Source organism: Humibacillus sp. DSM 29435, assembly GCF_001758225.1.
Taxonomy (GTDB): Bacteria; Actinomycetota; Actinomycetes; order Actinomycetales; family Dermatophilaceae; genus DSM-29435.
This window is the reverse complement of the sequence record NZ_MAST01000017.1, coordinates 85,041-110,721: the sequence shown is the minus strand read 5'-3', so window position 1 is coordinate 110,721 and position 25,681 is coordinate 85,041. Positions and strand designations below refer to the sequence as shown.

Below are 25,681 nucleotides of genomic sequence, written 5' to 3'. Positions count from 1 at the left end.
CGGGTCAGGGAGCGTAGATGTAGCGCATGCCACCCATGCTGGTGAGCGTGCGGGTGTTGTACCGGTAGGCACCGGCGAGAGCGTTCATCTCGATGATCGTGACCGAGCTGCCACTCACCGAGGTGACCCAGGCGACGTGGCCGGCGTAGCTCGACGAGCCGTGCACGCCGGGCTGCATGACGAGGATGGAGCGCGCCCGCGGCGTGCTGCTCACGGTGTAACCCGACCGTGCGGCTCCGGAACCCCACACCAGGGCGTTGCCGGTCCAGCCCGACGGGTAGTAGCCCTCCGAGGCGTACCACTGAGCGAGCGCACCCCAGGTGCACTGGCCAGGCGTCGCCCAGTTGCGTCCGCTGCGGCTGCCCGACGATGCCTGGGGGGTGTAGGAGTTCGAGCTCGACTTGGTGGCCGAGGTCGAGCTCGTCAGCGTGCGTCGGGTAGTGGAGCGTGAGCTGCGCTGCGAGGAGGACTCGCGCTGGCTGGCGGCCGCCTTCGCGGCCGTCCTGGTCCGGTCGGCAGCCCTTGCCGCTGACTTCGCCCTGGCGTCGGAGGCGGCCTTGGCCGCGATGACGCGGGCAGCCTCGGCGCGCTGCGCCTTGACGACGACGTCCTCGATGACCTGCGGCTTGGCGGCCTTCGCCTTGGCGGCTGTGGGGGCAGCGAAACCGAACGAGGCGAGGTCGGTCGCGGTGTCGGGCGTCGCGGTGGCAGGCCCGACCACGGCAGGGGCGGCGGGGGCGGCAACCGCGGCAACGGCGACGTTGGTGTCGGCTGCGGTGAGCGTGTCAGCGCCGGCCGGGGTGGCGAAGGTGGCGACGAGGCCACCGGCGGCAGCCACCACAGCAGCGCCCTTCATGGCGGGCTGCGCGGACTCGCGTGCGATCGCCTTGAGCTCGGTCAGGGGGTGGTGTCGACCCGGGGCGCGATGGCGTCCGCGGACGTTGGGGTTGGTCATGCGCTACCTCTCAACGCCTACGAAGTTAGCTGTCGGGTTCGGGCAGAGGTTCGTGCCCGGCCCTGACCTGGTCGTGACGACCAGGCAAAGGGCTTCACCCCGAGGATGTCCGCGGACATCCGGAGGAATTGGTTCCCCCGCTCCTGCCTGTGTGCTGATGGGCCCCGAGGCAGTGGCAGGACTCGGCGGTCCGCCTCGAGCAGCCCCACCTTCGACAGTGGGACTGCCCGCGACACTAGACCAGCCAGGTTGCCAATGTCACATCCCGGTAACGGAAAAGTCAGCATCTGGCCAACTGCCGCCCGGAATGCCGGCGTATGCCACCTTCAACCGTGCAGAAGGTGAGGGATAGGTCACACCCTGCTGGGGAGGTTCAGCGGGACGGGCTCGGCGCCGGGCTCGGGTCGCCCGTCGTGGCGTCGGCGGTGTGGGTCTTCCAGGGCGTCGCCGTGGTGGCGTAGGGGTACGGGGTCGCGGTCGACACCGGGATGTGGGCGATCGCGTCCTGGGCGCGACTGGGCCCTGGATGTCCGAGCAGGGTCGAGATGAGGGCCACGATCGCGACCACGAGGGCCAGGGCTGTCACCAACGCGAGCCAGGGCCCGGTCGTCACAGTGCGGGGCGGGCTGTTCCGGTTCATCGGGCGGTCCTCCTCGGTCAGTGGGGGCAATGAGTCGTGGATGCCTTCGGGGAGGGTTCGTCGCGATGACCTGGGTGGATTGGTGAGGCGTCAGGTGGAGCGGGCGCGGACCGATCTTCGAGCCGCAGACCGACTACCGTGAGGTGGCAGCGAGGGTCCATGGAACGCGGTTTCTGCACTATCGTTCGAGAGATGCGCCATCGAGTCGGGAGGGCGAGATGAGCACCACTGATGGGCCCGGTGCCGGAGCACGCTTCTCCAGTGAGCTGATGTTCGCTGCGGCCAGTGCCTACTATCTCCACGAGCAGAACCAGGACCAGATCGCCAAGGCTCTGGGCGTCAGTCGCCCGACGGTCAGCCGGCTGCTCTCCGAGGCGCGGCGCCGAGGCATCGTCGAGATCCGGGTGCATCGTCTCGATGATGAGGACTCGTCCGACCTCGAGCATGCGTGTGCCCGGTCGCTGGGGCTGAATCGCGTCTACGTCGTCAGCGGCTCCGGCGTGGGTTCCATCGGTGCGCTGATGGCACCCGGTGTGCAGCGGGCGCTCGATGATGCTGGCCTCGCCAGTGGCGACTCACTGCTCATCTCGTCGGGTCGAACATTGCACGAGGTGGGGATGCAGGCGTTGTCGCCCTGCCCGGAGATCCTGGTGGCGCCCACCGTGGGCGGCCTCGAGGAACCTGAGCCGTGGTGGCAGACCAATGAGATCACAAGGCTCTACGCCGAGCGTCTGTCGGGGCACCCGGTCTACCTGTACGCGCCGGCCCTGCCGAGCCCGTTGCTCAGCGAGTCCCTGAAGCTCGAGCCTTCGTTCCAGCGCATCGCTCACATGTGGGACACCGCGAAGGCCGCGTTGCTGGGCGTCGGAGCCCCGCCGCTGCTCCGGTCGCGACGAGCGGCCTTCTTCCCGTCTGACGAGCGCGCCCTGCGTGAGAGTGTCGGCGACGTCTGCTCGCGCTTCTTCGACGTCGATGGCGCGCCCGTCGTCTATGAGGGGTCCGATCGAGTGGTGGCGATCACCCCGGAGCAGCTGCATCACGTTCCCGCCGCGATCGGGGTGGCAGCCGGTGCCGACAAGGTGGTCAGCGTGCGCGCGGCCGCGCGCGGCGGCTACATCAACCGGCTGGTGACCGACCCGACCACTGCACGATTGTTATCTTCAACAGAACAATAGTTCTGGACATTCGTTCTGACACTTCCTATCGTGGCGGGTGCCGGCTCCTGAGGAGCTCGGCCGGCCGACGAAGGAGTCGATGTGGGAACGATGCAGGCAGTGGTCAGTCATGGCCCTGAGAAGTACGCGCTCGAGAGCGTGCCCAAACCGGTCGCCGGGCCCGGCGAGGCGCTGATCCAGGTCGAGGCTGTCGGCATCTGCGCCAGCGACCTCAAGTGCTACCACGGGGCAGCGAAGTTCTGGGGCGACGACTCGAGGCCCGCGTGGGCCGAGACCGAGGTCATCCCCGGGCACGAGTTCGTCGGCCGTGTCGTCACGATCGACGAGGTCGCCGCCGACCGCTGGGGGGTCGCCGTGGGTGACCGGGTCACCTCCGAGCAGATCGTGCCCTGCTGGAACTGCCACTTCTGCAAGCGCGGCCAGTACTGGATGTGCGTGCCCCACGACATCTACGGGTTCAAACGCCGCACGCCAGGGGCGATGGCCGAGTTCATGGTCTTTCCGGCCGACGCCCTGGTCCACCGGATCTCCGCTGATCTCCCGGCCGCTCACGCAGCGTTCGTCGAGCCGCTCAGCTGCGCGCTGCATGCCGTCGAGCGGGCCCGGATCACCTTCGGTGACGTGGTCGTCGTGGCCGGCTGCGGCCCGATCGGCCTCGGCATGGTGGCCGGCGCCGCAGCCAAGTCGCCGTCGATGGTCATCGCGCTCGACTCTGCCGACCACAAGCTCGCGCTGGCCAAGCGGTGCGGGGCCACCCACACCTTCAACATCACCGAGCTGGATGCCGTCGCAGCCGTTCGCGACCTCACTGGCGGTCTCGGTGCCGACGTCTACCTCGAGGGGAGCGGGCACCCGAGTGCCGTCATCCAGGGCCTGAACGTTCTGCGCAAGCTCGGAACCTTCGTCGAGTACAGCGTGTTCGGCTCCGACGTCACCGTCGACTGGACCATCATCAGCGACGACAAGGAGCTCGACGTGCTGGGAGCCCACCTGGGCCCGCACTGCTGGCCCGCCGCTGCCCGGATGCTCGAGTCGGGTCGTCTGCCGATGGCCGACATCGTCACGCACGAGCTGCCCCTCGCCGACTTTCAGAAGGGTCTCGATCTGGTCGGCGACGGGACCGCCTCGATCAAGGTCGCCCTGATCCCGGGCTGATCGCCCGCGCGCTCGCTGCCCACCCGCAGCACCTCGCGCCGGTCACCCGCCGGTCACCCGCCGTCGCGCAACCCCATCACCCGCCACACCTCGCAAGATCCATTTCGGCACTCACTAGGAGAACCATGATGCTCAACCTCACCCCGCGCCGGGCGACCGTTCTCGCCCTCGCGCTCACCGCGACCATCGGCCTCAGCGCGTGTGAGAGCGCCGACAGCAGCTCGCCCGGCACCGCCACCGGTGCAGGTGGAGCGGGCGGTTCGGTCGAGAACGCCAAGGTCGCCTTCCTCATGCCCGACCTTGCCTCGACGCGCTACGAGCTGCAGGACAAGCCGCTCTTCGAGGCCAAGATGAAGCAGCTGTGCCCGACCTGCACCGTCATCTACCAGAACGCCGACTCTGACGCGAGCAAGCAGCAGCAACAGGCCAACTCGGCGCTCGCCCAGGGCGCGAAGGTGCTCGTCATCGACCCGGTCGACTCCGCGGGCGTCGCCTCGACCGTGCAGGCGGCGCAGTCGCAGGGCGCCAAGGTCATCGCCTACGACCGTCCGAGCACCAAGGCGAAGGCCGACTTCTACGTCTCGTTCGACAACGAGAAGATCGGCAACCTCATCGCCGCCAGCCTGATCGACCATCTCAAGAAGACGAACGCATCGGGCGGCATCCTGCAGATCAACGGCTCACCCACCGACGCGGCGGCCGGCCTGATCAAGAAGGGCGTGCACAGCGCCGTCGACCCGGGCGGCTTCAAGCTGCTCGCGGAGTACGACACCCCGAACTGGCAGCCGGCCAAGGCCCAGGAGTGGACCACCGGCCAGATCACCCGCTTCGGCAAGCAGATCGTCGGCGTCGTGGCGGCCAACGACGGCACCGGTGGCGGCGCCATCGCGGCCTTCAAGGCCTCCGGCGACGCCGTGCCCCCGGTGACCGGCAACGACGCCGAGCTCGCGGCGATCCAGCGGATCATCAACGGAGACCAGTACAACACCATCTCCAAGCCGATCAAGACCGTGGCCGAGGCGGCGGCGCAGAACGCCTTCACCTTCCTGCAGGGCCAGACGCCCAAGTCTGAGGCGACCGTCTTCGACACCCCGTCACAGCTGTTCGTGCCCGAGGTCGTGACGACCGAGAACGTCAAGAAGGTCATGTTCGACAGTGGCATCACCAAGGCCTCCGAGGCCTGCACCGGCGTCTACGTCGCAGGCTGCACCAAGCTCGGCATCAAGTGAACCCGGTGATGGTGGCCCGCACCGGCCGAACGGAGCGGGCCCGTCGACTCGACCTGGAACGAGAGGGAAGCTGTCATGACCGCACCAGCGACTGACTCACCGACGACTCAGCGCCCGAAGGTGGGGACCGAGCTGCTCGCCCTGCGTGGTGTCACCAAACACTTCGGCGCCGTCGCGGCCCTCACCGGCATCGACCTCACGGTGCACGCCGGCGAGGTCGTGGCCCTCGTCGGAGACAACGGGGCCGGCAAGTCGACCCTGGTCAAGGTGTTGGCGGGGGTGCACGCCGCCGACTCGGGAACGATCTCGTTCGAGGGTCAGGACGTGCGGATCCACTCGCCCGCCGACGCCCAGGATCTCGGGATCGCCACCGTCTACCAGGATCTCGCACTCTGCGAGAACCTCAACGTGGTCGAGAACCTCTTTCTGGGTCAGGAGCTTCGGCCGGCCCGCCTCGACGACGTGTCGATGGAGGTCAAGGCCTGGGAGCTGTTGCGGCAGCTGTCGGCGAAGATCCCCACGGTGCGTATCCCGGTGGCGTCGCTGTCCGGCGGTCAACGTCAGACCGTCGCGATCGCCCGCTCGCTGCTCGGCGCTCCGAAGATCATCATCCTCGACGAACCGACGGCCGCGCTCGGAGTCGCCCAGACGGCCGAGGTGCTCAACCTGGTCGAGCGACTGCGCGAGAACGGCCACGGCGTGATCATGATCAGCCACAACATGGCCGACGTGCTCGCGGTAGCCGACACGGTGGCCGTGCTTCGGCTCGGGCGCAACAACGGGTTCTTCACCGTCGGAGACGTCAGCATCGAGCAGATCATCGCCGCCATCACCGGTGCGACCGACAACGCTGTCACCCAACGGGCCTCTCGGCGCGACCCGGCCACCCCGGAGACCGAGGCCCCGCCCGACGCCACCACAGATTCCACCAGAGACGCGACGACGGATGCCGGCGAGTCCGACGACACGGCATCCGCCAGAGACGACTCGTCGTCGAATCCCACTGCCCTGACGAGCGAGAAGGAGTGACCTGATGACCACCGCACCGCCCAAGGTTCCGCAAGGGGCTCCCGTGGCCTCGGACCGTCTCGACGAACGACTGCAGGCCCGCGAGGGCCTGAGCGGATGGGTCCAGAGCTGGATCGACCGGTTCCGGGGAGGGGACCTCGGCCTGCTGCCGGTCATCGTCGGCATCGTGGTGATCTGGACGACGTTCCAGATCCTCAACCCCATCTTCCTCTCGAGTGCCAACCTGGTGAACCTCACCCTCGAGTCGGTCGCCACCGGGGTCATCGCCCTCGGCATCGTGTTCGTGCTGCTGCTGGGCGAGATCGACCTCTCCGTCGGCTCGGTCAGCGGGCTGTCGGCGGCCACGGTCGCAACCCTGTTCGTCGTCAAGGGGTTTCCCGCCCCGGTCGCCATCGCCGCCTCGATCGGGGTGGGTGTCGTCGTCGGGCTCATCTACACGCTGATGTTCAACCGGTTCGGGGTGCCGAGCTTCGTGATCAGCCTCGCCGGACTGCTCGCCTTCCTCGGCGTGCAGCTGTGGCTGCTGGGCGAGCAGGGCTCGATCAACCTGCCCTTCGACTCCGGCCTGGTGCGCTTCGCGCAGATCTCGTTCATGCCGGATGCCGTGTCGTACGTTCTGGTGCTGGTGGCGGTGGCCGCCGTGTTCGCCAGCGGCTTCTACAACGCCAAGGCGCGTCGCGACAAGGGTCTGTCGGCGCCGTCGACGAACGGCCTGCTGATCAAGAGCGGCGCCCTGCTCGTCGGTCTGGGGGTGGCCACGTGGTACCTCAACCGCGACCGCGGAGTCGGCTGGATGTTCGTGTTCTTCCTCGTGCTCATCGTCATCTCGAACTACATGCTCACCCGCACCAAGTGGGGCCGGTCGATCTTCGCGGTCGGTGGCAACGCCGAGGCGGCTCGGCGCTCTGGCATCAACGTCAATCGGGTCTACGCGTGGGGCTTCGTCGTCTGCTCCGTGCTGGCGTCGGTCGGTGGCATTCTCGCCGCCGCCCGTCTCGGCTCGGCGACACCGGCCACCGGCACGGGTGACGTCAACCTCAACGCCATCGCGGCAGCCGTCATCGGCGGTACCAGCCTGTTCGGCGGTCGCGGCTCGGCCTGGGCGGCTCTCGTCGGCATCATCGTGATCACGTCGATCACCAGCGGGTTGACCCTGCTCAACCTGAGCAGTGGCTACCGCTTCATGGTGACCGGGGCCGTGCTGCTGCTCGCGGTGGCCCTCGACTCGGTGGCGCGCCGGTCGCGTGCCTCGCACGGCAAGGGGTGACCCGCTCGACCCCTCGGCTGCCCGGGCGCAGCTGACCGCCCGGTGGGCTCAGAACCTCTGGTTCTGGGCCCACCGGGATGAGCGCCCGAGCGGCCTTGGTGTGTGAAGATCGAACGACCGGCCACGGCGGCGCGGCTCGCGACCCCAGCGATCGCGTACCGCCGATCCGCAGCGCAACGAGGGTGAGGCGAAGTGAACGAGTACGTCGTCGGGATCGACATGGGCACGGGCAGCACCAAGGGAGTGCTGACCACGCTCGACGGCGACATCGTGCACACCGCGTCGCGCCGACACGGGATGAACCTCCCGCGTCCTGGCTGGGCCGAGGTCGACGCCGAGTCTGTCTGGTGGGACGACTTCGTCTCGGTCTGCCGTGAGCTGGTCGAGGCGGCCGGCGCCACCCCGGTGCGCGGACTCTGCGTGAGCGGTGTCGGCCCCTGCTTTCTGCCCACCGACGCCGATCTGCGGCCGACCCGTCCCGCCATCCTCTACGGCATCGACGGGCGGGCGACCTCAGAGATCGCCGAGCTCAACGACCGGCTCGGCGAAGACGAGATCCTTCGGGTGGGGGGAACCCCGCTCTCGAGCCAGGCCGTCGGCCCCAAGGCGCTCTGGGTGCGTCGGCGTGAACCGGAGGTGTGGGCGCGCAGCTCCTACTGGTTCAACTCCAACTCGTTCGTGGTCGCGCGACTGACCGGAGAGTACGTGCTCGACCACCACACGGCGAGCCAGTGCGACCCGCTCTACGACATGGGCGCTCAGGCCTGGCACGAGCAGTGGTGCACCGACATCCTGGGCGACATCGCGATGCCCCGGCTGGCGTGGCCGCACGAGGTGGTCGGGGTGGTGCACGGTAGCGCGTCCGAGCTGACCGGCCTCGCCGTGGGCACCCCGGTGTCGGTCGGCACCATCGACGCGTGGGCCGAGGCGTTCAGCGCCGGCGTGCGCGAGCCCGGTGAGCTGATGCTGATGTACGGCTCCACCATGTTCTTCGTGCAGGTCGTCGACGAGCTGCGCTCCGACCCGATGCTGTGGTCGACGATCGGCGTGCAGCCGGGCACCTTCACGATGGCGGCCGGGATGTCGACGTCAGGCAGCCTGACCAGCTGGGTGCAGGGTCTCACCGGTGACGCCCCCTTCGACCAGCTGGTGTCGGAGGCGTCGGGCGTCCCGGCCGGTTCGAACGGGTTGTTGCTGCTGCCCTACTTCGCCGGCGAGCGCACCCCGATCTTCGACCCGCGGGCCCGTGGAATGGTGCTCGGCCTCACCTTGACCCACACCCGGGCCGATCTGTTCCGCGCTGTCTACGAGGGGATCGCCTTCGGGATCCGGCAGATCGTCGAGTTTCTCGACCACCCCGAGGCCCCTGTCACGAAGCTGTTCGCGGTCGGCGGCGGAACCCAGGGTGGCCTGTGGACCCAGATCGTCAGCGATGTGACGGGCCGCGAGCAGGTCATTCCGGCGCAGACGATCGGCGCCAGCTTCGGCGACGCGCTGCTCGCGGCCATCGGTACCGGTCTGGTCGACCCGTCGACCAACTGGGCGAGCGCCGGTGAGGTCACCGAGCCCAACCCGGCCACCCGTGACCTCTACGACGGGCTCTACGAGCAGTACTGCTCGCTCTACCCCGCCACCAAAGACCAGATGCATCACCTCGCCCTACTGCAGGAGTCAGCAAGTGACCAGACCTGAATCAGCCTCCCCCGAAAGATCGGCCGCGGAAGTCGTCGCGTCGCTCACCGTGGAGCAGAAGGCCGCCCTCACGAGCGGTGCGACGTTCTGGACGACCAAGGCCATCGAGGATGCCGGCATCCCTCAGATCCTGCTCACCGACGGGCCGCACGGGGTGCGCAAGCAGCGAGCGGGCGCCGACAACCTCGGACTGACCGAGAGCATCCCGGCGACGTGCTTCCCGCCGGCGGTCGCCCTCGGGTCGAGCTTCGATCCCGCGCTGCTGGAGCGGGTCGGGGCTGCGCTCGGTGAGGAGGCCGCAGCGCTCGGTGTCGCGGTGCTGCTGGGCCCGGGCATCAACATCAAACGGTCGCCCCTATGCGGCCGCAACTTCGAGTATCTCTCCGAAGACCCGGTCGTCTCCGGTGTTCTCGGCGCCGCACTGGTGCGTGGCGTGCAGAGCCAGGGGGTCGGTGCCTCACTGAAGCACTTCGCCGCCAACAACCAGGAGGCCGACCGAATGAGGGTCTCGGCCGACATCGACCCCCGGCCGCTCCGCGAGATCTACCTGCGCGGGTTTCAGCGGGTGGTCACCGAGGCTGCGCCGTGGACCGTGATGTGCTCGTACAACAGGCTGAACGGGGTGTTCACGTCGGAGCATCCGTGGCTGCTCACCGATGTGTTGCGCGGAGAGTGGGGCTTCGACGGGCTCGTCATGAGTGACTGGGGCGCCGTCAACGACCGCGTCGAGGGGCTCGCGGCCGGGCTGGACCTCGAGATGCCGTCGAGCGAAGGTCGCACCGACGCCCAGATCGTCGCCGCCGTGCGCGACGGCGACCTCGATGAGCGCGTGCTCGACCAGGCCGCCGAGAGAGTGGTCGTTCTTGTGCAGAGAGCCGAGCGGCGTTCGACCCCAGACGGTTTCGACGAACAGGCCCACCATGACCTGGCCCGCGAGGCTGCCGGTCGCAGTATCGTGCTGCTTCAGAACGACGGTGATCTGCTGCCGTTGTCGCCGGGCTCGTCGGTGGCGGTCATCGGGGCCTTCGCCGACACGCCTCGATACCAGGGCGCCGGCAGCTCGCTCATCAACCCGACCCGGCTCGACCGGGCCGTCGACGCCATCGTGGGCTATGCCGGGCAGGACAGAACCTTCTTCGCCGCGGGCTTCGCACTCACCGCAGTGGAACCGTCTGAGGCGGCACGGCTTCGCGACGAAGCGGCCCAGCTGGCCGGCTCCACAGAGGTTGCCGTCGTCTTTCTCGGCCTTCCGGCCGAGCTCGAGTCGGAGGGCTTCGACCGCAACGACATCGAGCTGCCGCCCCAACAGGTCGAGCTGCTGCGCGCGGTGGTGGCAGCCAACCCCCGCACCGTCGTCGTGCTCTCGAACGGGGGAGTGGTGCGGCTCGGTGACGTGGTCGACCTGGCGCCGGCGGTGCTCGAGGGATGGTTGCTCGGTCAGGCGGGCGGCACTGCCGTCGCTGACGTTCTCTATGGCGAGGTCAACCCCTCGGGCCGCCTTGCGGAGACGATCCCGCTGCGTCTGCAGGACACCCCCGCCCACCTCGACTTCCCGGGCGAGCACGGCCACGTGCGTTACGGCGAGGGCCTGTTCGTCGGGTACCGGTGGTACGACGCGCGCGACCTGCCGGTGCAGTTCCCGTTCGGGCACGGTCTGTCGTACACCACCTTCGACTACGGCAACCTGACTCTGGCGGCCGAGCCCGACGGCATCCGGGTGGGCCTCACGGTGGCGAACACGGGTGGGCGCGCCGGTCGAGAGGTGGTGCAGGTCTACACCGGCCGGGCCCACTCGTCGGTCGCGCGACCACCGCGCGAGCTCAAGGGGTTTGCGTTGGTCGACCTTGCGGCCGGAGAGAGCCGCGAGGTGGAGATCCAGGTTCGCCGCGACGATCTCGCGCACTGGGACCTGCGCGTCGACCGCTGGGTGCTCGAGGGTGGTGACGTCGCCGTCGAGGTCGGCGCCTCGAGCCGCGATGTTCGCCTGGCCGGCTCGGTGACGGTGGTCGGAGACGACGTCAGGATGCCGCTCACCCTCGACTCCTCGATCGGCGAGGTGCTGGCCGACCCGGCCGCGGCGGCGCTCGTCACGGGGGCTCTCGCTCAGGCCGACGGCGATCGTCCCGAGGGCAGGCGCGCGGCGTCGGAAGGGGCCGGCGCGATGTTCTCCGACCCCGCTCTGCTCAAGATGATGGCGTCGGCGCCGATCGGGCGCATGGTCAGCTTTCCCGGCACCGGTGTCACCAAGGAGCAGGTGCAGGGCCTGCTCGACCAGGCCAACGCCGAGTACGAGGCGACCTCTGCCGACGACCGGCCGGCGAGCTGAGGGCGGTACGCCTACGGCCAGGTGTCCTCCGGTGTCACCTGAGCTGGCCAGTTGGGGTTCGAGGCGGTCGACGATGGCCAGGGCCCACCGCGGCGCCGTCGAGCTCCGCGACCGCAACGGCGCGGTTGAGCGCGGCGGGCCTCGGTGAGCAACATCAGGGCCAGCAGCCCGGCGACCTCACCGTCGTTCGGCAGGAGGCTGCGCCCCACGCGGGTGAGCCGGATCGCCTCGGCGGTCAGCTCGTGATGCACGGGGTCGGTGTCGGGCCCCGTCGCGAGGTAGCCCTTCGTTGAAGACGAGGAAGAGCACGGCGAGCACGCCCGACACCCGCTCCTGAAGATCCTCGGCGGACGGCACGCAGTAGGGAATGCGGTCACCGGAACGGGCGTACCTCGACCTTCCGGCGGCAGCACTTCGACCTCTCTGCTGTCGATGAGGCTGCCGGCGTCGGGCGACCCGAGCCCGCGGGCGAAGACCCCGATCCGGCACGGGTCAGGGTGTCGGCTGCTTTCGAGAGGCGAGACAGAGCTCGACGATGTGGCGCACCAGGTCGAGCGGGATGGGCTGAGCCAGCGGAAAACGCACCGTCTCCTTGGCTCCGCGATACTGCGCCACCTCGGCCTCGAACGAGCTGTCACCGGTGGGCACGGGGTAGATGCCGACGTGCTTCTTCCAGCCGGCGAAGTAGAGCAGCGGTCGACCACCCAACAGGTAGGTGGGCATGCCGTAGCGGATCTTCTCGCGGGCGTCGGGCACGGCTTCGCGGATCGTGCTTCGAACCCCGTCCAGAGCGGCCCGGCTGGCGGGCGGAAAGGACGCCAGGTAGTCATCGATCGTCTCGAATTTGGTCGCCACGCGTCGTTGCCTCGCTCTGCTCGGTCGAGCCCCTGGCTGCTTCGAAGGTACGCGGCGTCGGCCGTCCGCGCTACCAGGGCGCGCCGTCTCATCAGCCATCAGGCACCGTTCAGGTGCCCAGCGACCGGGCGAGCCAGAGCCCACCGTCGCTGCTGACCGGCTCGAAGCCGAGATGCCGGTAGAAGCCGACCGCGTGCTCGTTCTCGGGGTTGACGCCGAGAAACACCCCGGTGGAGCCCTGTTCGGCCAGTCGGCGCAGCAGCGTGTCGATCAGTCGCCGACCCCAGCCGCCGCCCTGCCAGCCAGGGAGCAGGTCGATGTGCAGGTGCGACGGGTAGTCGTTCACCACCGCTTCGGGCGCCACCATCGGCTGGTGGATGAGCCGCACCAGGGCGGCGTCGCGGGTGTGGGGCTCGAACTCGTCGGCGGGATGCAGACGCTGCAGCGGCGGCATCCACTCGGCAGCGAGGCGCGCCTCGAAGGCCCGCGTGTCGAGCGACCCGAGCACGTAGCCCTGCGCTCCGGCGCCGTCGTCGAGAACGAAGGCCAGGTCGGGCTCGAACTCGACGTACGGCCCGACCCAGACCTTCCCCGGCAGGGAGTGGTCGCGGTGCAGGGGTGTGGCGTCGCCGCCGGTCGCCGCGGTCTGCAGGCACACCGCGTACAGGGCGGCGCGGTCGTTGGGGCGGTAGGGCCGGATCGGGTCGCGAGCCGTGGTCATCGCTCGCGCCTCGTCGGTCGCGCGCGCAGGCGCAGGTTCGGCAGCTCGGGTGCCGGCAAGGTGTGATCCCACTCGGTCGGGAAGGTGCCGAACCGGCCCGGGAGGGTGGGCGGCTGCTCGCCGCGCTCGTGCTGCCACTGTTCGCGGAAGGCGACCACCTCGTCGTGGTCTCGGCCGATGAAGTTCCACCACATGACGATCTGCTCGCCGAACGGTTCGCCGCCGAGCAACAGCAGCCGAGCCGACTCGTGCCGACCGGCCTCGAGCCGGATCTCCTCATGCCCCGTCGGCACGTAGGCCAGCTCGCCCCGCTTCGCCTCGACGGTGTCGCCCCGCTCCACGGTGCCGACCGTCAGGGTGCCGGAGTCGACGAGGATGCCGTGCTCGAAGCTCACGTCGACCGGCACCCTCAGCGACTGCCCGGGTTCCAGGTTGATCTCGGCGCCGACGATGCCCGAGTGCATGGCGACCGGAGAGCTCTGTCCGAGCAGCGACCCGAGAAAGACGAGGGCCCGCGCACCGTCGATCTCGGTCACCGGCGGAACGTAGTGCTCGAACGCGGGCGCGATGCTGCGCTCGGCGTCGGGCAGCGCCACCCAGAGCTGAGCGCCGTGCAGCACGGTGGTCGCGGCGGTGGAGAACTCGCTGTGGGCGATGCCCGACCCGGCGGTCATGATGTTCAGCTCGCCCGGTCTGACCAGCGCGTGCACGCCTGTCGTGTCGCGGTGTTCGACCTCGCCGCTGAAGAGCCATGAGACGGTCTGCAGCCCGGTGTGCGGGTGGCCCGGCACCTGCATGCCGCCGCTGTCGCTCACGTCGTCGGGCCCGTAGTGGTCGACGAAGCACCAGGCGCCGATGAGCGACCGTTCGCGCTGGGGGAGGGTGCGACGCACGGTCATGGCCCGCGGCCCGCCCAGTGGGACCTCGCGATACGGCAGCACCTCGAGGGGGGTGGCCGGCGTCGTGGCCGGCGAGACGACCTCGTCGGGACGCCTCTCGAGATTGCTCATCGGCATCCTCCTCGTCGCGGTCGTGAACCTTCGTCGACCCTAGCGGCCAGGGCGAGGGGGCGAAGGGGCGAGGGGGCCCGGCAGTCCGGTGGGCAGGACTGACGTCTCAGTCACGAGGGACCGAGGGCTGGGAGCCGCGCGACAGCGGGGCCAACCCGACGAGCACGAGCAGCGCTCCGAGCGGCAACAGGCCGAGGGGTAGCGCGATCGTCACGACGCCGACCGCAGCCACGACCAGGTTGCCTACCGACAGGCGCTCGCTCAGCCTGGGGTGACGCAGCACCTCCACGGCCAGCCAGCCGAAGGCGGCGATGCTGGCCAGGAGCACGACGGTGGCCACGACTCCGATCGAGCCGGCGGCGTAGTCGAGGGTCGTGTGCGGGGGTGGCGAACCCGGGTCGCCGAGGGTGGTGACGGTGTCGACCCAGCGCAGGATGCCGTCCGCGAAGAGCAGCAGCGGAGCAGCCAGGGCTAGCAGCCCGACCCGTTCCGTCGGGCGTCGCACGCTCTGATCGCTCGACGGCGCTTCGACTCCAAGCGTCGAACTGGTCTGCGGCAGAGCGTGAGTGGTCATGGTTCAACCGTGTCGCAGCGCGGGCGCGCCCACCATGAGGGACGACCCCGAGTGACCCCTCACCCACCCCTGAGTTCACCCCTGACCGGCCGGTCAGGGTCGGGCCCCCGCGCCGTCGCTCGCGTCGAGAGGGCGGCCTCGGCCCCCTCGCCTCAGCTCGCCTCAGCTGGCCTCGGCCTCGGCCGCCGGCAGCGCGTCCGAGGGCCTGCGGTCGGCGAGGCCCGACATTCCCCAGCGCACCGCGCTCGTACCGACGTGACCGAGCGGGCGAGCGACGAACCGGCTCACGGGCCCGGGCAACGGGATGTCGAGCATCTCCAGGGCCCACTGGGGCAGGAGCGACACCCCACCCGACGCGATGGTCCCGTATCCGGGGCGCACCACGTAGGGCAGGGGAGGGTTGAGCAGCAGGAAGCGAGCGGCATCCCGGGCGGCGGTGGTTGTCTCGAGCTCGGGCCGGTACTCGTTCAACGCCTGGCGCAGCTCGACGACGCTGCTCGGTGGGTCGACGACGCCGAGGAGGGCGGCCGGGATGCCGGCCTGTTCGACGTAGCGGTCGGTGTCACGCGGCGAGAGCGGCTCAGCGCCGAACGTCTGGTAGGCCCGAAGAAAGGAGTCGATCTCGGCGAGGTGGACCCAGCGCAACAGGTGCGGGTCGCTCGCGAAGTAGGGCCGACCCAGCTCGTCCTTGCCTCGCACGCGCTCGTGGATGCCGCGCACGTGCCCGATCACCTCGTGCGCGTGCTCGACGGTGCCGTAGGTGGTGATGGCGAGGTAGTGGCTCGTGCGCTGCAGACGGCCCCACGGGTCACCCTTGTAGCCGCTGTGACCCGCGACCCCGGCCATCGCCATCGGGTGGAGCGACTGGAGCAGCAGTGAGGCGATACCGCCGGAGAACATGGAGGCGTCGGCGTGCACCTTCCAGATCGGGTCGTCGGGCGTGAACCAGCGCTCGCCCTCTGCACCCCAGATGCGCTGGGCGTGCACGGGGGCATCGTCGCCGGCGACGCGCGACCGCAGCGCGAGGCCGAGGCGCCGCTGCACGAACCGGGTGACGTCGTTGAAGGCCATACGACCTACGCTACGTCGCCTGCGCTGATCGTGTCGGGGTCACCCCTGCCGGTGCTCCGGTGCTACCCGTGCTGCCGGGCCGGCGGGACCATCGACGTTCACGGTCGGCGTGCCTGACCCGCACCGCACGATGACGGCCCGCGACGTTTCGTCGGTCGGGTTCGACTCGCGGTGCACGGCGCCCGCCGGAACCCGCAGGAAGTCGCCCGGCCCCGCCTCCACCACGTGCTCACCGTTCGGCCCCGACTCCAGGCGCATGCGGCCCGAGACGATGTAGAGCGTGGTGTCGTGGTCACCGTGGTGGTGCCAGGCGGAGGTGGAGCCGCCGTCGGTGTCGACCGTGCCCGACCACATCGTCTCGGTGTGCAGGGCGACCTGTCGGGTCATGCCCGGGGTGGGGTCGGCGGCCGAGAGCTCGTCGGCTCCGACACGGGTGCAGGGCAGGGCAGGGTCGTGGTGCGCCGTCATGGCCCTATTCAACGCCTCCCCTCTCGTCTCTGGCTGCTCTGCCTCGGGTTGAGTGGGCCGATCCGGAGGGTAAGACTGACGGCGTGACCAGCGATGCAGCGAGCAGCCGGGCGAAGCCGTCGTCTTCGGGCCCCGAGGGCGGCCGGGAACCTGACGAGAACCGGGGTTCGGAGCCTGCCGACGGGGGCGGCAACGCGAGCATGGTGACGGTACTCGTCGCGATGGTCGCCAATGCGGTCATTGCCGTGGCGAAGACGGTCGTGGCGCTCATCACCGGCTCGGCGTCGATGGTGGCCGAGGCGGCGCACTCGTGGGCCGACGCGGGCAACGAGGTCTTCCTGTTGTTGGCCGAGCGTCGCTCCAGCCAACCCCGCGACGAAGCGCACCCCCTCGGCTACGGCCGGGAGGCCTACGTGTGGTCGATGTTCGCCGCCTTCGGGCTCTTCGGGGCCGGCTCGATCGTCTCGATCTGGCACGGCCTGCAGAGCCTGACCGAGTCGTCGGGAGACGAGGCGAGCTACGGCTGGGCGTATGCGGTGCTGGCCCTGGCGTTCGTGCTGGAGGGAGCCTCGTTCCTTCAGGCGCGTCGGCAGAGCGAGACGGAGGCACGTCGGGTCGGGTTGCACCCGTTGCGGTTCATCGCCGACACCTCGAACCCGACGTTGCGCGCCGTGTTCGCCGAAGACGCGGCCGCGCTCGTCGGCCTGGTCATCGCGGCCGCGGGCATCGGGCTGCACCAGATCACCGGAGACGCCCGCTGGGATGCCGCGGGGTCGATCCTGGTCGGGCTGTTGCTGGGGGTGGTCGCCGTCTTCCTCATCTCGCGCAACCGCGACTTCCTGGTGGGCCAGGCCGTCTCTCCCTCCTTGCGCGCTACCGCGATGGAGCGGTTGCAGGCCGGTCCGGAGATCGAGCGGATCACCTTCTTGCATCTGGAGTTCGTGGGCCCGAACAAGGTGTTCCTGGTGGCTGCCGTCGACCTCGTCGGCGACGAGACGGAGGCGGCCGTCGCCGAGCGTCTGAACGACATCTCGGCCCGCATCGAAGACCACGTGCTCATCGAGCGGGCCATCATCACCCTCTCGCGACCGTCCGACCCGGCCATCTCGGTCTGAAGCTCCGGCTGCCTGAGCTCTTGGCTGCCTGAGATCCTGGCTGCCTAAAATACTGGCTGCTCGACCGTGGTGGAGCGCCCGCACCTGCTCAGGGTCGGACGAGGCGGTGGAGCGCGAGCTGGGCGAGCAGGGAGTACAACACCGCAACCGCTGCCGGTCCGTCGATGGTCAGGGTGGTCGACGACCCGTCAGGTTCGGCGTGCACGGCATGGCGCAGGCGCATCGTGATCGGCCCGGCATGCACCCGCCAGGCCCAGGTCATCGCGCTCTCGTCGACCGACTCCACCTCGAACCGAATGCTCACTCCGACGGGCCCGACCACGCGGCCGGTGAGGCCGGGTCGCAGCTCGTGGGTGCCGGCGCCGAGCTCTACGCGGCGGATCTGCGGCGACCAGCTCGACCAGAGGCGCGTGTCGGCGTAGCGCCGCCATGCCAGCTCGGTCGATGCTCGGCCGCTGGCGCGCAGGGTGAGGGAGGTCATGGGGTCCTTCGAGTCGGGTGTCTGGTCGGGCGCTGTGGGTGACGCCGTGCTGCTCAGGCGGTGCTGGTGGGGATCTCGGACCACCGAGTCACCTGCCAGGCGTTGGTGAACTCGAGTGACACGGCGAACCGGGCCTGTGAGGGTTGGTTGCGGTCGATCTGCTTGCCGTCGCGGTCGAGGGTGGCTACGCCGAACTGTTCGATGTCGACGACCACCCGCTGGCCTGGTGGCTGGGCCGAGGCGCTTGAGCTTCGGGTGCGGTAGATCGGCCCGGCGTAGTGCTGCCCCGAGCTGGCGAACTGCGCGGCCCGGGCCTCCAGGGCTGAACAGACATCGCACGAAGGTGTTGAAAGACCCTGCAGGGCAGTGCCGCTCGGTTGCGCGAATGCCGTGTTGATCGACTCGACATAGAAGTCGACGAAGGCCTGCGCCCCCGCCGGGGTGGCGGCGCGTGCTGCAGCGGGCAGGCGGTTGGTGACCGGGCCGGGCACCGTCGGCCCGGAGACACCACTCGTGGGTGACCGAGCCGCGCCTGTGCTCCCCGCTGACCCGGTGGCCGCCACCCCGACCGGGGCCGGGCCGGTGCTGCTGCATCCGGTCAGCAAGGTGGCGCCCGTCAACAGGGCCGCGACCGCCCCGACGAAGTTTCGACGCACCACGCCAGTCTGCCCCACCGCTGCCGTCGATGCGCCCACTGACGACCGGCGGTGAGGTGCAGCGACCGCGGGCGGGCTGCGCGGCATACGGTGGTCGACATGAATTCGTCGGACCACTTCCTTCGCCTCGACCAGGTCACCTCGGTGGTACAGACCGACACGGGCCTGATGGCCGAGCTGCACGGTGAGCGCTTCCGGGTCGACGTGTGCCGGGCCGACGTCGTGCGGCTGCAGCTGAGCCGAGGCGGCGTGTTCGACGAGCAGCCCACGTATGCCGTCTGCGTCGACCCGCTCGATCCGGTGCGGCGGGGTGAGGTCGACTGGCGCGTCGAGGCCGTCGCTCCAACGGGTGAGGGCACCGCCAAGGCACACGAGCCACACGAGACACACGAGACCGGTGGGGCCACCGGCACCTCGACGTGGCGCCTTGTCACCGACGAGCTCGTGGTCACGGTCGGGGTGGCTCCCTTTCGGGTCGACGTGCACCGTACCGACGGTTCGCCGGTCGTTGAGACTGCGTTCGACGCGTCGGGCGCGGCAGCCACCTACGCCACCCTCAACGACGCGTTCGAGATCAGGCGCCGGCGCACCCGCGGTGACGCGTTCTTCGGGCTGGGCGAGAAGGGCGGCAACCTCGACAGGTCGGGCCGCGACTTCACGATGTGGAACACCGACGTGCTGAACGGCGACGCCACGGCCGAGTTCCGGGCGGGCCGGGCCGCTGACGATCCTCGGGCCGACATGTCGAGCGTCGAGTTCGACCCCTACTACGTCACCATCCCGTTCTTCTACCACCAGGCGAACCCTGCTGGAACGATGAGCGGCTCGTTCATCGACAACGGCTACCGGGGGTCGTACGAGTTCAGCAGGCCCGATGAGTACCGCATCGGGTTCGAGGGCGGTCAATGGACCGAGTACGTGTTCGCGGGCCCGTCGATGGCCGGCATCCTCGAGGCCTACACGTGGCTGACCGGGCGGGCGGCGCTACCGCCGTTGTGGTCGTTGGGCTATCACCAGTGCCGGTGGCACGCTTACAGCCAGGACGAGGTGGAGCAGCTCGGCGCCCAACACCGCGCGAACGACGTGCCGTGCGACGCCCTGTGGCTCGACATCGACTACATGGACGGGTACCGGGTCTTCACCTGGGACGGTGAGCGCTTTCCCGATGCTCGCGGGATGTTGCAACGCCTCGACGACGAGGGGTTCAAGGTGATCTCGATCGTCGATCCGGGCGTCAAACACGACCCCGGGTACGGCGTCTACGACCAGGGACTCGAGCATGACGTCTTCTGCCGAACGGCCGGCGGCGGCACCTACATCGGCCAGGTGTGGCCCGGGAACACGGTCTTTCCCGACTTCTCGACCGAGGCCGCGCGAGCCTGGTGGGGCGAGCTGAACGCGACGCATGTGGCCTCGGGCCTCGCCGGCATCTGGAACGACATGAACGAGCCCGCCACAGGCAACATCCCAGCCGGCCGAATGCGGTTCGAGGGTGGCGCGGCGTCGCACGTGAAGTATCACAACCAATACGCCTTGTTGATGGCGATGGGAACGCACGAGGGGTTGCGGGCGGCGCGACCAGAGCTGCGCACGTTCATCCTGTCGCGTTCCGGGTTCGCCGGCATCCAACGTTTCGCGGCGAACTGGATGGGTGACAACCAGGCCCGCTGGGACCATCTGCGGCTCGCAGCAGTGATGGGCTCGGGTTTCGGGCTGTCGGGTCAGCCGTTCGTGGGCGCGGACATCGGCGGATTCCAGGGCGACTCGAACGGTGAGCTGTTCCTGCGATGGATGCAGCTGGGCACACTGACGCCGTTCTGCCGCAACCACTCCGAGACCGGCAACATCGACCAGTACGCCTGGTCGTTCGGGGCGGAGGTACTCGACCTGGTGCGCGAGGCGGTGCGGCTGCGCTATCGGTTGATGCCCTACCTCTACTCCGCGTTCGTGCGGGCGACCGAAACCGGTGAGCCGGTGCAGCGCCCGCTGGTGTTCGACCACCAGCACGACCCCGCTGCAGTGGCGGCCGACGACCAGTTTCTTCTCGGGCGAGACCTTCTCGTGGCGCCCGTCACCGAGGCGGGCATGACGGCTCGTCAGGTCTACCTGCCGGCGGGGCACTGGTACGACTGGCACACGGGGGAGCTGCACGAGGGGGGTCGGCACGTCGTTGCACCGACCCCGATGGACCGGATCCCGTTGTACGCCAGAGCGGGCGCCGCCATTCCTCTGTGGCCCGACGTTCCGGCATCCACCGCTGGCTACTCGCCGGAGACCATCGACCTGCATGTGTTCGACCCGGTAGTCGACGGTCGGTGGGAGTCAACGCTTGTCGAGGACGACGGGCTCACCTTCGGCTCGCTCACCGGTGCTCGCCTCACCACCACGGTCGCGGTCGAGCGGTCAGGCCAGCAGGTGAGCGTCGAAACGTCGACGCAGGGGGAGGGTTACGACGGTCATCGACGACAGTCGTTCACCGTGGTGCGGCACTCCGGCTGAGGCGACGCGTCAGGTGCGGGCTTGTCCGGTGTTGCTTCGTCAGGCGCGGTGGGTCACGAGCCTTCGGTGAGCTTCGCCGAGATGGTCGCCAGCGTCTCGTCGATCGACTCCTCTATTCCGGGGTGGTCGCTCTCGGTGCTGAGGGTGAGCCGCAGAGTGGAGGCGTCGTCGCCGTCGGGGTCGAAGTCGAGCTCACCGTGGTAGTGGTTCGAGCCCTCCGAGCCCCACTCGACCTTGCGGGCGTCGTCGTCCGTCTTGAACCAGGCGGTGCCGTGCACCTTCTGCTCCGGCTCGCCGGGCGGCTCGATGACAGCGGTGGTATTGACCTCGCTGCCGTTCTTCCTGGTCACCTCGGTGATGCGCGGGAAGTACTCGGGGAGGTTCTCGGCCTTGGAGAGGTAGGCGTAGGCGGTGTCCTGGTCGACGTCGATCTTCGTCGTGCGCGTGTAGCTGGGCATGAGCGGCTCCTTCTCGGAATCGGCTCGACCCACGAGTGACGGTGGCCGAGATGCTCGTACGGGCCTGTCATACCCGTGGCCTGGGGTCTTGAATCCGGCGAGGCGGCACGATGGGCTCCGCCGGCGGGTGTGCGGCTGGCCGCTACGGCAGTGATTCACCCCACGCATCAGTGACGTAGCAGCGCGACCCACTGACGTCGCAACCGCTACGTCACTGATTCACCCCGCGGGTCAGTGACGTAGCACTCTCCACGCCTCGGCCCACGTGGACGGCCCGCCACGAGATCGAAGACTCAAGCGACCGTGATGTCCACGAAAAGTTCGCCGGCGAGCTTCTCGAGCTCGGCCCGCAGCCGCTCCGTGTCGGAGCCGGAAGGCACCTGCACGACGACCTGCGCCTCGAAGAGCACCCCACCAGCCATCGGGGCGTCCCGGGTCGTCGTGGCGATCGTCTCGATGGACAGATCGTGACGACTGAGCACTGCTGTCACCTCGCGCACGATGCCCGGTCGATCGGTGCCGAGCAGGTCGAGGGTCAGGCGTTGACGCTCTTCATCTGTGCCGGCCGCCTCGTTGCCGGGGTGGGGGGTGACCTCGAGCATCTCGTCAAGGGTGCTCAGGGCAGCGGTCAGGTCCGCGATCCCCTCCGCATCCACGCTGACCACGACGATGCCCGCGAACTTTCCCGCGAGCTCGGCGAGCTGGCTCTGCTCCCAGTTGCCACCGTGATCGGAGACAACGGCGGAGAGGGCACTGACAAGGCCGGCGCGGTCGTCGCCGATGACGGTAAGCACAAGTCGAGGCACAAGGTCAGACTAGCGGCGAACCCCGCCGACCTCTCGTGAGACGGTCAGGTGAGGTTGATGCGGATGCCGGCACGCGGTGAGCGCTGCAGCAGCCCGAATGTGACCTTGTTCGCGGCGTCACCGACCCGCGCCAACGGGTACTTCCGGGCGATCGCCTGCTTCACTGCTGCTATACCGGCAGTGTCACGCACCACCTGCGCCGTGCCTGAGTAGGTCGGCGCCCCGTCGGCCACGTTTCCGCGCATGTCGCAGGGCCGCAGCTCGACGGCCGGGTTGTTGTGGAGCCTTTTGACCTTGCCGGTCTTGTCGACGGTCGTCACCACCAGCTGGTCTCCGTCGCGGGCGATCCAGACGGCAGTCGGCACCCCGACCCCCGTCTTGCGGAAGGTCGTGAGAGACACGTACTGCACGTCGTCGAAGACGCTGGGGTCGGCGCTCGCCTGTTCGGTCACGATTTCAGCGTAGGCGGCGGAACGCGAGAGCGTCGGGAGCGCCCTGTGGACAGGATGCAGCGCCTCAGCCGTCGGTCGGGCAGAATCGGGCCCACACTTCGCCGGTGCTGACGTTGAGGCCGGCCCTGCTCGACCATCAGGGGACCGCCATGAGACTTCGCCTACCGATGAGAGTGGCGTCTGCCGCTGTGCTGGCGTCCGCGCTGCTGCTCAGTGCCTGCACGGGCGGAGACAACGACCCCGACCCCAGCGGCACCTCGACGCCCTCCACGACGGCTGCGACAACACCCCCCACGACGGCGACCAAGCCGCCCACCAAGACACCGTCCGGTTCTGCCACGACTAGTTCGAGCGGCTCGGCGTTCCCCGAGGGAGTGCCCGCCGCTGCCCAGAAGCGAACGCCTGAGGGCGCCAAGGCGTTCGCTGAGCATTTTGTTGATGAATTCAACCGGTCCTGGACCAAGCCGGACCCGGCCATTCTCGCGCCCCTATGCATAGACCGGTTCGAAGCGTGCGGTGCTTACCTCAGAACGGCGACCGACCTGAAGGCGAAGGATCACCACTACGATGGCCCTCCGCTTTCCGTAACCTCGTTCACGGCGCTGGCCGAGAAAGCTGGCCGCCTCCCGATACTAATGGTGGGGCACCAGGAAAAACGGAACGTAGTAACAAAGAATGGCTCGATCATCCTTACTGACCCCAGGGAGTCCGTGCGCATTGTGTACTCGCTCGCCTGGGGCGATCGCGGCTGGCAGGTCTACAGCTCGCAGTTGGTCACGTCGTGATGGCGCTGCAGCGATTTGGCAGTGGTCTAGTCGCCTGTGTAGTCAGCGTGTTGATCGGGCCGGCCGCATTCGCGGGAGTGCGGGGCGACACAAACGCACAGGGCACGACCACGATGGGGATGTCGAAAGGCGAGCGGTCCGCCATTAAGGCCGAACTCGCCGAGATGGTGGCGGCTGGCGGTCCGCGATACGACTACAAGTTGACCATCGCCGGTTGCGATATCGGTGGCGGCTCGGGCGCGAACTCATTCTGCTACGACGAAGCAGTCCAAGCTTGCATCAACAATGACCCCTCGTACGGGTTGGGCCCGTTGACGGACATCAGGCGGCGGATGGTCGACCCGGTCGGAGCGGTCATGATCGGCGGCAAGGTGGCTACGCCTGCTGAACTCGCTGCTGCACCTAACCAGGGCTGGGATCTGATCGGGAACACGTGCTTCCCGCAGGACATGCCAGGCTCGGCGCCGATTCCATCGGTTGAAATGATCGTCAGAGCTTTCCATCTAACGCCTTGGGCGAAGGGCGCCATCTCCACACAGCCGACGGGCAACGTGACGCTGGTGAACCTCAAGACCTTCTACAAGGTCGGTTGGTCTGCCTCAGGGTTTGAGCCGGGAGAGACCGACAGCCTCGACCCTGCGACCATGTTCGGTTTCAGAGTTGACGTGCGCCCCAAACTGGTCGGGTTCGTCTACGACTTTGGAGACGGAGAGTCTCAGGGACCGACGACTTCACTCGGCGGAGTTTACCCAAATGGTGACATCGTGCACACGTACCGGAGGCCGGGCGCTTACCAAACCCGGGTTGTGGCCACTTTCGGCGCCGATTTCCGCATCAATGGCGGGGCCTGGCTCAACTTGCCGACGACCGTTGTCGTACAGCAGCCAGCCACGCCCGTTACGGTGCGCGAAGCCAGAGCGGTCCTCGTCCAGCAGTGATGACTTCTGCGTGAGACTTACCAGTTGATGAGCTGACGGCCCTGCTTGTCGCGGAACGTTCCGACGAGAATGACGATGAAGTCGACCAGGGTCCAGATGCCGAGGCCTCCGACGGTCACCAGCTGGAGCAGTCCAGTGCCGACCTTGCCTACGTAGAACCGGTGGATGCCGAGCACCCCGACGAAGAAGCAGAGCAGGGCCGCGACGAGGCGTGAGCTGGTGCTGACCGGCATCCCCATCATGTCGACCGCCACCGGCGCGAAAGGTGAGGGCATGCTGGGAGCAGTCAGCATCGGGCCGATCTGGTCGGTCCAGGAGTCGCCGTCCCAGTAGCGGGTGGCGGGCTTGCCCTCCGGGTCGGGGTACCAGCCGGCCGGGATCTCGCGAGGAGCAGGTGGTTGGGTCATGTCGATCTCCCTCGGTTGCGTGCCGCCGTTCCACCAAGGATGCCGCAGAAGCGCGTCTGGGGCACCACCGACGCCGGGACTCAGGGACTGGTCGTGGGCAGGTGCTGAGCGAGAAAGTCGGAGGTGCGCTCCCAGGCCAACGAGCTCGCCGCTGGGTGGTGCAACGGCATCTCATCGTTGTCGAAGGCGTGGTCGGCGCCCTCATAGGTGTAGAACGTCGTAGCGGGCTGCCGGGTCACCGAGGCTTCGATCGCCCGAACGGTATCGCTGTCGATGTACGAGTCGGCGAGCCCGAAGTGGTGCAGGCTCGGCGCGGCCACCTGCATCGAATCGCCGAGCTCGGGCAACGAAGAACCGTAGTAGCTGACGAGCGCTGCAGCCGGTGTTGCCGGGTCGCGGCGTTCCAGGGCCGCCGCAGTCATGAACCCCAGGCCTCCGCCGAAGCAGAACCCGACCACACCTACGCCGCCGATCACCTCGCCGTTGCCGCGGAGCCAGTCGACGGAGGCGACGGCGTCGGCCACGGCGGCATCCCAATCGAGTCGCTGAACGAGCCCCATCCCGAGCTCGAGGGCGTCAGCGCCCTCGACCGGCTCGGTGACGCCGAGACGCCAGTAGATCTGCGGGGCGAGCACGACATAGCCGAGGTCAGCCAGGTGGGCTGCGCGCCGCTGGATGTAGCCGGTGACGCCGAAGATCTCCTGAAGAAGCACGATTCCTGGGCCCGATCCGCTGGGGGGAAGCCACAGTAGGGCCGGCATTGCGCCTGCCTCCGTCGTCACGTTCGTGGTCTGCGCCATGGCGACACTCTAGGGCTCCCACCATCCGGCCGTCGGCCCGAGAACTACAGGCCAGCGGGGATTTCCCACAGCAACGTTCAGAAAGCCACAAAAACGGGTGCCCGTATCTCTTTACTT

27 protein-coding genes and 1 riboswitch are annotated in these 25,681 nt (G+C 68.7%); of the genes, 11 read left to right on the top strand and 16 right to left on the bottom strand.

Annotated elements, in window-relative coordinates; all coding sequences use genetic code 11:
• Window positions 1–4 precede the first annotated feature (4 nt).
• Together BA895_RS12980 and BA895_RS12975 are read right to left on the bottom strand one after the other, a co-directional pair.
• Entirely contained in the window at window positions 5–955 is a 951-nt protein-coding gene (locus tag BA895_RS12980) for a CHAP domain-containing protein (protein WP_070192321.1), read from the bottom strand.
• A gap of 2 nt (window positions 956–957) precedes the next feature.
• Window positions 958–1,153: riboswitch (cyclic di-AMP (ydaO/yuaA leader) on the bottom strand.
• Window positions 1,154–1,328: 175 nt separating this feature from the next.
• A complete protein-coding gene (locus BA895_RS12975) occupies window positions 1,329–1,595 on the bottom strand; it encodes a hypothetical protein (protein ID WP_139142641.1) in 267 nt (88 codons plus the stop codon).
• Window positions 1,596–1,813: 218 nt separating this feature from the next.
• Between BA895_RS12975 and BA895_RS12970 the strand changes: the two genes are divergently transcribed.
• The 7 genes from BA895_RS12970 (at window position 1,814) to BA895_RS12940 (ending at window position 11,468) form a co-directional block, all read left to right on the top strand.
• Window positions 1,814–2,770, top strand: a complete 957-nt coding sequence (locus tag BA895_RS12970) for a sugar-binding transcriptional regulator (RefSeq protein WP_070192319.1) — start codon at window positions 1,814–1,816, stop codon at window positions 2,768–2,770.
• Window positions 2,771–2,860: 90 nt separating this feature from the next.
• Window positions 2,861–3,925: an alcohol dehydrogenase catalytic domain-containing protein gene (locus tag BA895_RS12965; RefSeq protein WP_070192318.1), complete on the top strand. Its 1,065-nt coding sequence runs from the start codon at window positions 2,861–2,863 to the stop codon at window positions 3,923–3,925.
• 125 nt (window positions 3,926–4,050) lie between these two features.
• Window positions 4,051–5,154 carry a sugar ABC transporter substrate-binding protein gene (locus BA895_RS12960; RefSeq protein ID WP_254666453.1) on the top strand — a complete coding sequence of 368 codons (1,104 nt, stop codon included), beginning with the start codon at window positions 4,051–4,053 and terminating at the stop codon, window positions 5,152–5,154.
• Between the two features lie 75 nt (window positions 5,155–5,229).
• A complete protein-coding gene (locus tag BA895_RS12955) occupies window positions 5,230–6,183 on the top strand; it encodes an ATP-binding cassette domain-containing protein (protein ID WP_083283307.1) in 954 nt (317 codons plus the stop codon).
• A gap of 4 nt (window positions 6,184–6,187) precedes the next feature.
• Window positions 6,188–7,450 (top strand): sugar ABC transporter permease, encoded by a 1,263-nt coding sequence (locus BA895_RS12950; protein ID WP_070192317.1) that lies wholly within the window; start codon window positions 6,188–6,190, stop codon window positions 7,448–7,450.
• A gap of 192 nt (window positions 7,451–7,642) precedes the next feature.
• Window positions 7,643–9,142: an FGGY-family carbohydrate kinase gene (locus BA895_RS12945; RefSeq protein WP_217493900.1), complete on the top strand. Its 1,500-nt coding sequence runs from the start codon at window positions 7,643–7,645 to the stop codon at window positions 9,140–9,142.
• The gene (locus BA895_RS12940) at window positions 9,129–11,468 is read left to right on the top strand and encodes a glycoside hydrolase family 3 C-terminal domain-containing protein (protein WP_070192316.1); all 2,340 of its coding nucleotides are present in this window, start codon (window positions 9,129–9,131) and stop codon (window positions 11,466–11,468) included. Before BA895_RS12945 ends, BA895_RS12940 begins: the two co-directional genes overlap by 14 nt.
• An 11-nt stretch (window positions 11,469–11,479) precedes the next feature.
• Here BA895_RS12940 and BA895_RS24925 read toward each other — a convergent pair whose 3' ends face one another.
• The 7 genes from BA895_RS24925 to BA895_RS12905 all read right to left on the bottom strand — a co-directional run bounded on the left by BA895_RS24925 (window position 11,480) and on the right by BA895_RS12905 (window position 16,167).
• Window positions 11,480–11,719 carry a DUF6596 domain-containing protein gene (locus tag BA895_RS24925; protein ID WP_070192315.1) on the bottom strand — a complete coding sequence of 80 codons (240 nt, stop codon included), beginning with the start codon at window positions 11,717–11,719 and terminating at the stop codon, window positions 11,480–11,482.
• A 241-nt stretch (window positions 11,720–11,960) separates the two neighbouring features.
• Complete coding sequence (locus tag BA895_RS12930; RefSeq protein ID WP_070192314.1) at window positions 11,961–12,323, bottom strand: iron chaperone; 363 nt, start codon at window positions 12,321–12,323, stop codon at window positions 11,961–11,963.
• A 109-nt stretch (window positions 12,324–12,432) separates the two neighbouring features.
• Complete coding sequence (locus BA895_RS12925; RefSeq protein WP_070192313.1) at window positions 12,433–13,044, bottom strand: N-acetyltransferase; 612 nt, start codon at window positions 13,042–13,044, stop codon at window positions 12,433–12,435.
• Window positions 13,041–14,054, bottom strand: coding sequence for a pirin family protein (locus BA895_RS12920; RefSeq protein WP_070192312.1), 1,014 nt, complete (start codon window positions 14,052–14,054; stop codon window positions 13,041–13,043). The genes BA895_RS12925 and BA895_RS12920 overlap by 4 nt, the downstream gene beginning before the upstream one ends.
• Before the next feature lie 106 nt (window positions 14,055–14,160).
• Window positions 14,161–14,628 (bottom strand): hypothetical protein, encoded by a 468-nt coding sequence (locus tag BA895_RS12915; protein WP_070192311.1) that lies wholly within the window; start codon window positions 14,626–14,628, stop codon window positions 14,161–14,163.
• A 162-nt stretch (window positions 14,629–14,790) separates the two neighbouring features.
• Entirely contained in the window at window positions 14,791–15,699 is a 909-nt protein-coding gene (locus tag BA895_RS12910; RefSeq protein WP_070192310.1) for an oxygenase MpaB family protein, read from the bottom strand.
• A gap of 39 nt (window positions 15,700–15,738) precedes the next feature.
• On the bottom strand, window positions 15,739–16,167 hold the full coding sequence (locus BA895_RS12905; RefSeq protein ID WP_070192309.1) for a cupin domain-containing protein: 429 nt from the start codon (window positions 16,165–16,167) through the stop codon (window positions 15,739–15,741).
• An 83-nt stretch (window positions 16,168–16,250) separates the two neighbouring features.
• On the opposite strand from BA895_RS12905, the gene BA895_RS12900 reads away from it, so the two are divergent.
• Window positions 16,251–17,282, top strand: a complete 1,032-nt coding sequence (locus tag BA895_RS12900) for a cation diffusion facilitator family transporter (RefSeq protein ID WP_371327716.1) — start codon at window positions 16,251–16,253, stop codon at window positions 17,280–17,282.
• Window positions 17,283–17,370: 88 nt separating this feature from the next.
• On the opposite strand, the gene BA895_RS12895 is transcribed toward BA895_RS12900, so the two are convergent.
• Complete coding sequence (locus BA895_RS12895; RefSeq protein ID WP_070192339.1) at window positions 17,371–17,763, bottom strand: SRPBCC family protein; 393 nt, start codon at window positions 17,761–17,763, stop codon at window positions 17,371–17,373.
• Window positions 17,764–17,816: 53 nt separating this feature from the next.
• Window positions 17,817–18,419 (bottom strand): DUF6318 family protein, encoded by a 603-nt coding sequence (locus BA895_RS12890; RefSeq protein ID WP_139142640.1) that lies wholly within the window; start codon window positions 18,417–18,419, stop codon window positions 17,817–17,819.
• Between the two features lie 99 nt (window positions 18,420–18,518).
• Between BA895_RS12890 and BA895_RS12880 the strand changes: the two genes are divergently transcribed.
• Window positions 18,519–20,918 carry a TIM-barrel domain-containing protein gene (locus tag BA895_RS12880; RefSeq protein WP_070192338.1) on the top strand — a complete coding sequence of 800 codons (2,400 nt, stop codon included), beginning with the start codon at window positions 18,519–18,521 and terminating at the stop codon, window positions 20,916–20,918.
• Window positions 20,919–20,971: 53 nt separating this feature from the next.
• Here BA895_RS12880 and BA895_RS12875 read toward each other — a convergent pair whose 3' ends face one another.
• The 3 genes from BA895_RS12875 to BA895_RS12865 all read right to left on the bottom strand — a co-directional run bounded on the left by BA895_RS12875 (window position 20,972) and on the right by BA895_RS12865 (window position 22,634).
• Window positions 20,972–21,376, bottom strand: a complete 405-nt coding sequence (locus tag BA895_RS12875) for an SRPBCC family protein (protein ID WP_175442317.1) — start codon at window positions 21,374–21,376, stop codon at window positions 20,972–20,974.
• A gap of 293 nt (window positions 21,377–21,669) precedes the next feature.
• Window positions 21,670–22,182, bottom strand: a complete 513-nt coding sequence (locus BA895_RS12870; RefSeq protein WP_070192305.1) for a glycine cleavage system protein R — start codon at window positions 22,180–22,182, stop codon at window positions 21,670–21,672.
• 44 nt (window positions 22,183–22,226) lie between these two features.
• Window positions 22,227–22,634, bottom strand: coding sequence for a PPOX class F420-dependent oxidoreductase (locus BA895_RS12865; protein WP_083283303.1), 408 nt, complete (start codon window positions 22,632–22,634; stop codon window positions 22,227–22,229).
• Window positions 22,635–22,738: 104 nt separating this feature from the next.
• Between BA895_RS12865 and BA895_RS23555 the strand changes: the two genes are divergently transcribed.
• The gene (locus tag BA895_RS23555) at window positions 22,739–23,419 is read left to right on the top strand and encodes a DUF6318 family protein (RefSeq protein ID WP_139142639.1); all 681 of its coding nucleotides are present in this window, start codon (window positions 22,739–22,741) and stop codon (window positions 23,417–23,419) included.
• Window positions 23,416–24,357, top strand: a complete 942-nt coding sequence (locus BA895_RS12850) for a PKD domain-containing protein (protein WP_070192302.1) — start codon at window positions 23,416–23,418, stop codon at window positions 24,355–24,357. Before BA895_RS23555 ends, BA895_RS12850 begins: the two co-directional genes overlap by 4 nt.
• 17 nt (window positions 24,358–24,374) lie before the next feature.
• Here the strand turns inward: BA895_RS12850 and BA895_RS23135 are convergent, their stop codons facing one another.
• Both BA895_RS23135 and BA895_RS12840 read right to left on the bottom strand, forming a co-directional pair.
• Entirely contained in the window at window positions 24,375–24,764 is a 390-nt protein-coding gene (locus tag BA895_RS23135; RefSeq protein ID WP_083283302.1) for an NINE protein, read from the bottom strand.
• An 80-nt stretch (window positions 24,765–24,844) separates the two neighbouring features.
• Window positions 24,845–25,564 carry a dienelactone hydrolase family protein gene (locus tag BA895_RS12840; RefSeq protein WP_070192301.1) on the bottom strand — a complete coding sequence of 240 codons (720 nt, stop codon included), beginning with the start codon at window positions 25,562–25,564 and terminating at the stop codon, window positions 24,845–24,847.
• Between the last annotated feature and the right edge of the window lie 117 nt (window positions 25,565–25,681).

Coding starts and splice junctions, on each gene's coding strand:
- BA895_RS12980 (WP_070192321.1), bottom strand. CDS start 955: ATGACCAACCCCAACGTCCGCGGACGCCATCGCGCCCCGGGTCGACAC.
- BA895_RS12975 (WP_139142641.1), bottom strand. CDS start 1,595: ATGAACCGGAACAGCCCGCCCCGCACTGTGACGACCGGGCCCTGGCTC.
- BA895_RS12970 (WP_070192319.1), top strand. CDS start 1,814: ATGAGCACCACTGATGGGCCCGGTGCCGGAGCACGCTTCTCCAGTGAG.
- BA895_RS12965 (WP_070192318.1), top strand. CDS start 2,861: ATGCAGGCAGTGGTCAGTCATGGCCCTGAGAAGTACGCGCTCGAGAGC.
- BA895_RS12960 (WP_254666453.1), top strand. CDS start 4,051: ATGATGCTCAACCTCACCCCGCGCCGGGCGACCGTTCTCGCCCTCGCG.
- BA895_RS12955 (WP_083283307.1), top strand. CDS start 5,230: ATGACCGCACCAGCGACTGACTCACCGACGACTCAGCGCCCGAAGGTG.
- BA895_RS12950 (WP_070192317.1), top strand. CDS start 6,188: ATGACCACCGCACCGCCCAAGGTTCCGCAAGGGGCTCCCGTGGCCTCG.
- BA895_RS12925 (WP_070192313.1), bottom strand. CDS start 13,044: ATGACCACGGCTCGCGACCCGATCCGGCCCTACCGCCCCAACGACCGC.
- BA895_RS12920 (WP_070192312.1), bottom strand. CDS start 14,054: ATGAGCAATCTCGAGAGGCGTCCCGACGAGGTCGTCTCGCCGGCCACG.
- BA895_RS12915 (WP_070192311.1), bottom strand. CDS start 14,628: ATGACCACTCACGCTCTGCCGCAGACCAGTTCGACGCTTGGAGTCGAA.
- BA895_RS12910 (WP_070192310.1), bottom strand. CDS start 15,699: ATGGCCTTCAACGACGTCACCCGGTTCGTGCAGCGGCGCCTCGGCCTC.
- BA895_RS12905 (WP_070192309.1), bottom strand. CDS start 16,167: ATGACGGCGCACCACGACCCTGCCCTGCCCTGCACCCGTGTCGGAGCC.
- BA895_RS12895 (WP_070192339.1), bottom strand. CDS start 17,763: ATGACCTCCCTCACCCTGCGCGCCAGCGGCCGAGCATCGACCGAGCTG.
- BA895_RS12880 (WP_070192338.1), top strand. CDS start 18,519: ATGAATTCGTCGGACCACTTCCTTCGCCTCGACCAGGTCACCTCGGTG.
- BA895_RS12875 (WP_175442317.1), bottom strand. CDS start 21,376: ATGCCCAGCTACACGCGCACGACGAAGATCGACGTCGACCAGGACACC.
- BA895_RS23135 (WP_083283302.1), bottom strand. CDS start 24,764: ATGACCCAACCACCTGCTCCTCGCGAGATCCCGGCCGGCTGGTACCCC.
- BA895_RS12840 (WP_070192301.1), bottom strand. CDS start 25,564: ATGGCGCAGACCACGAACGTGACGACGGAGGCAGGCGCAATGCCGGCC.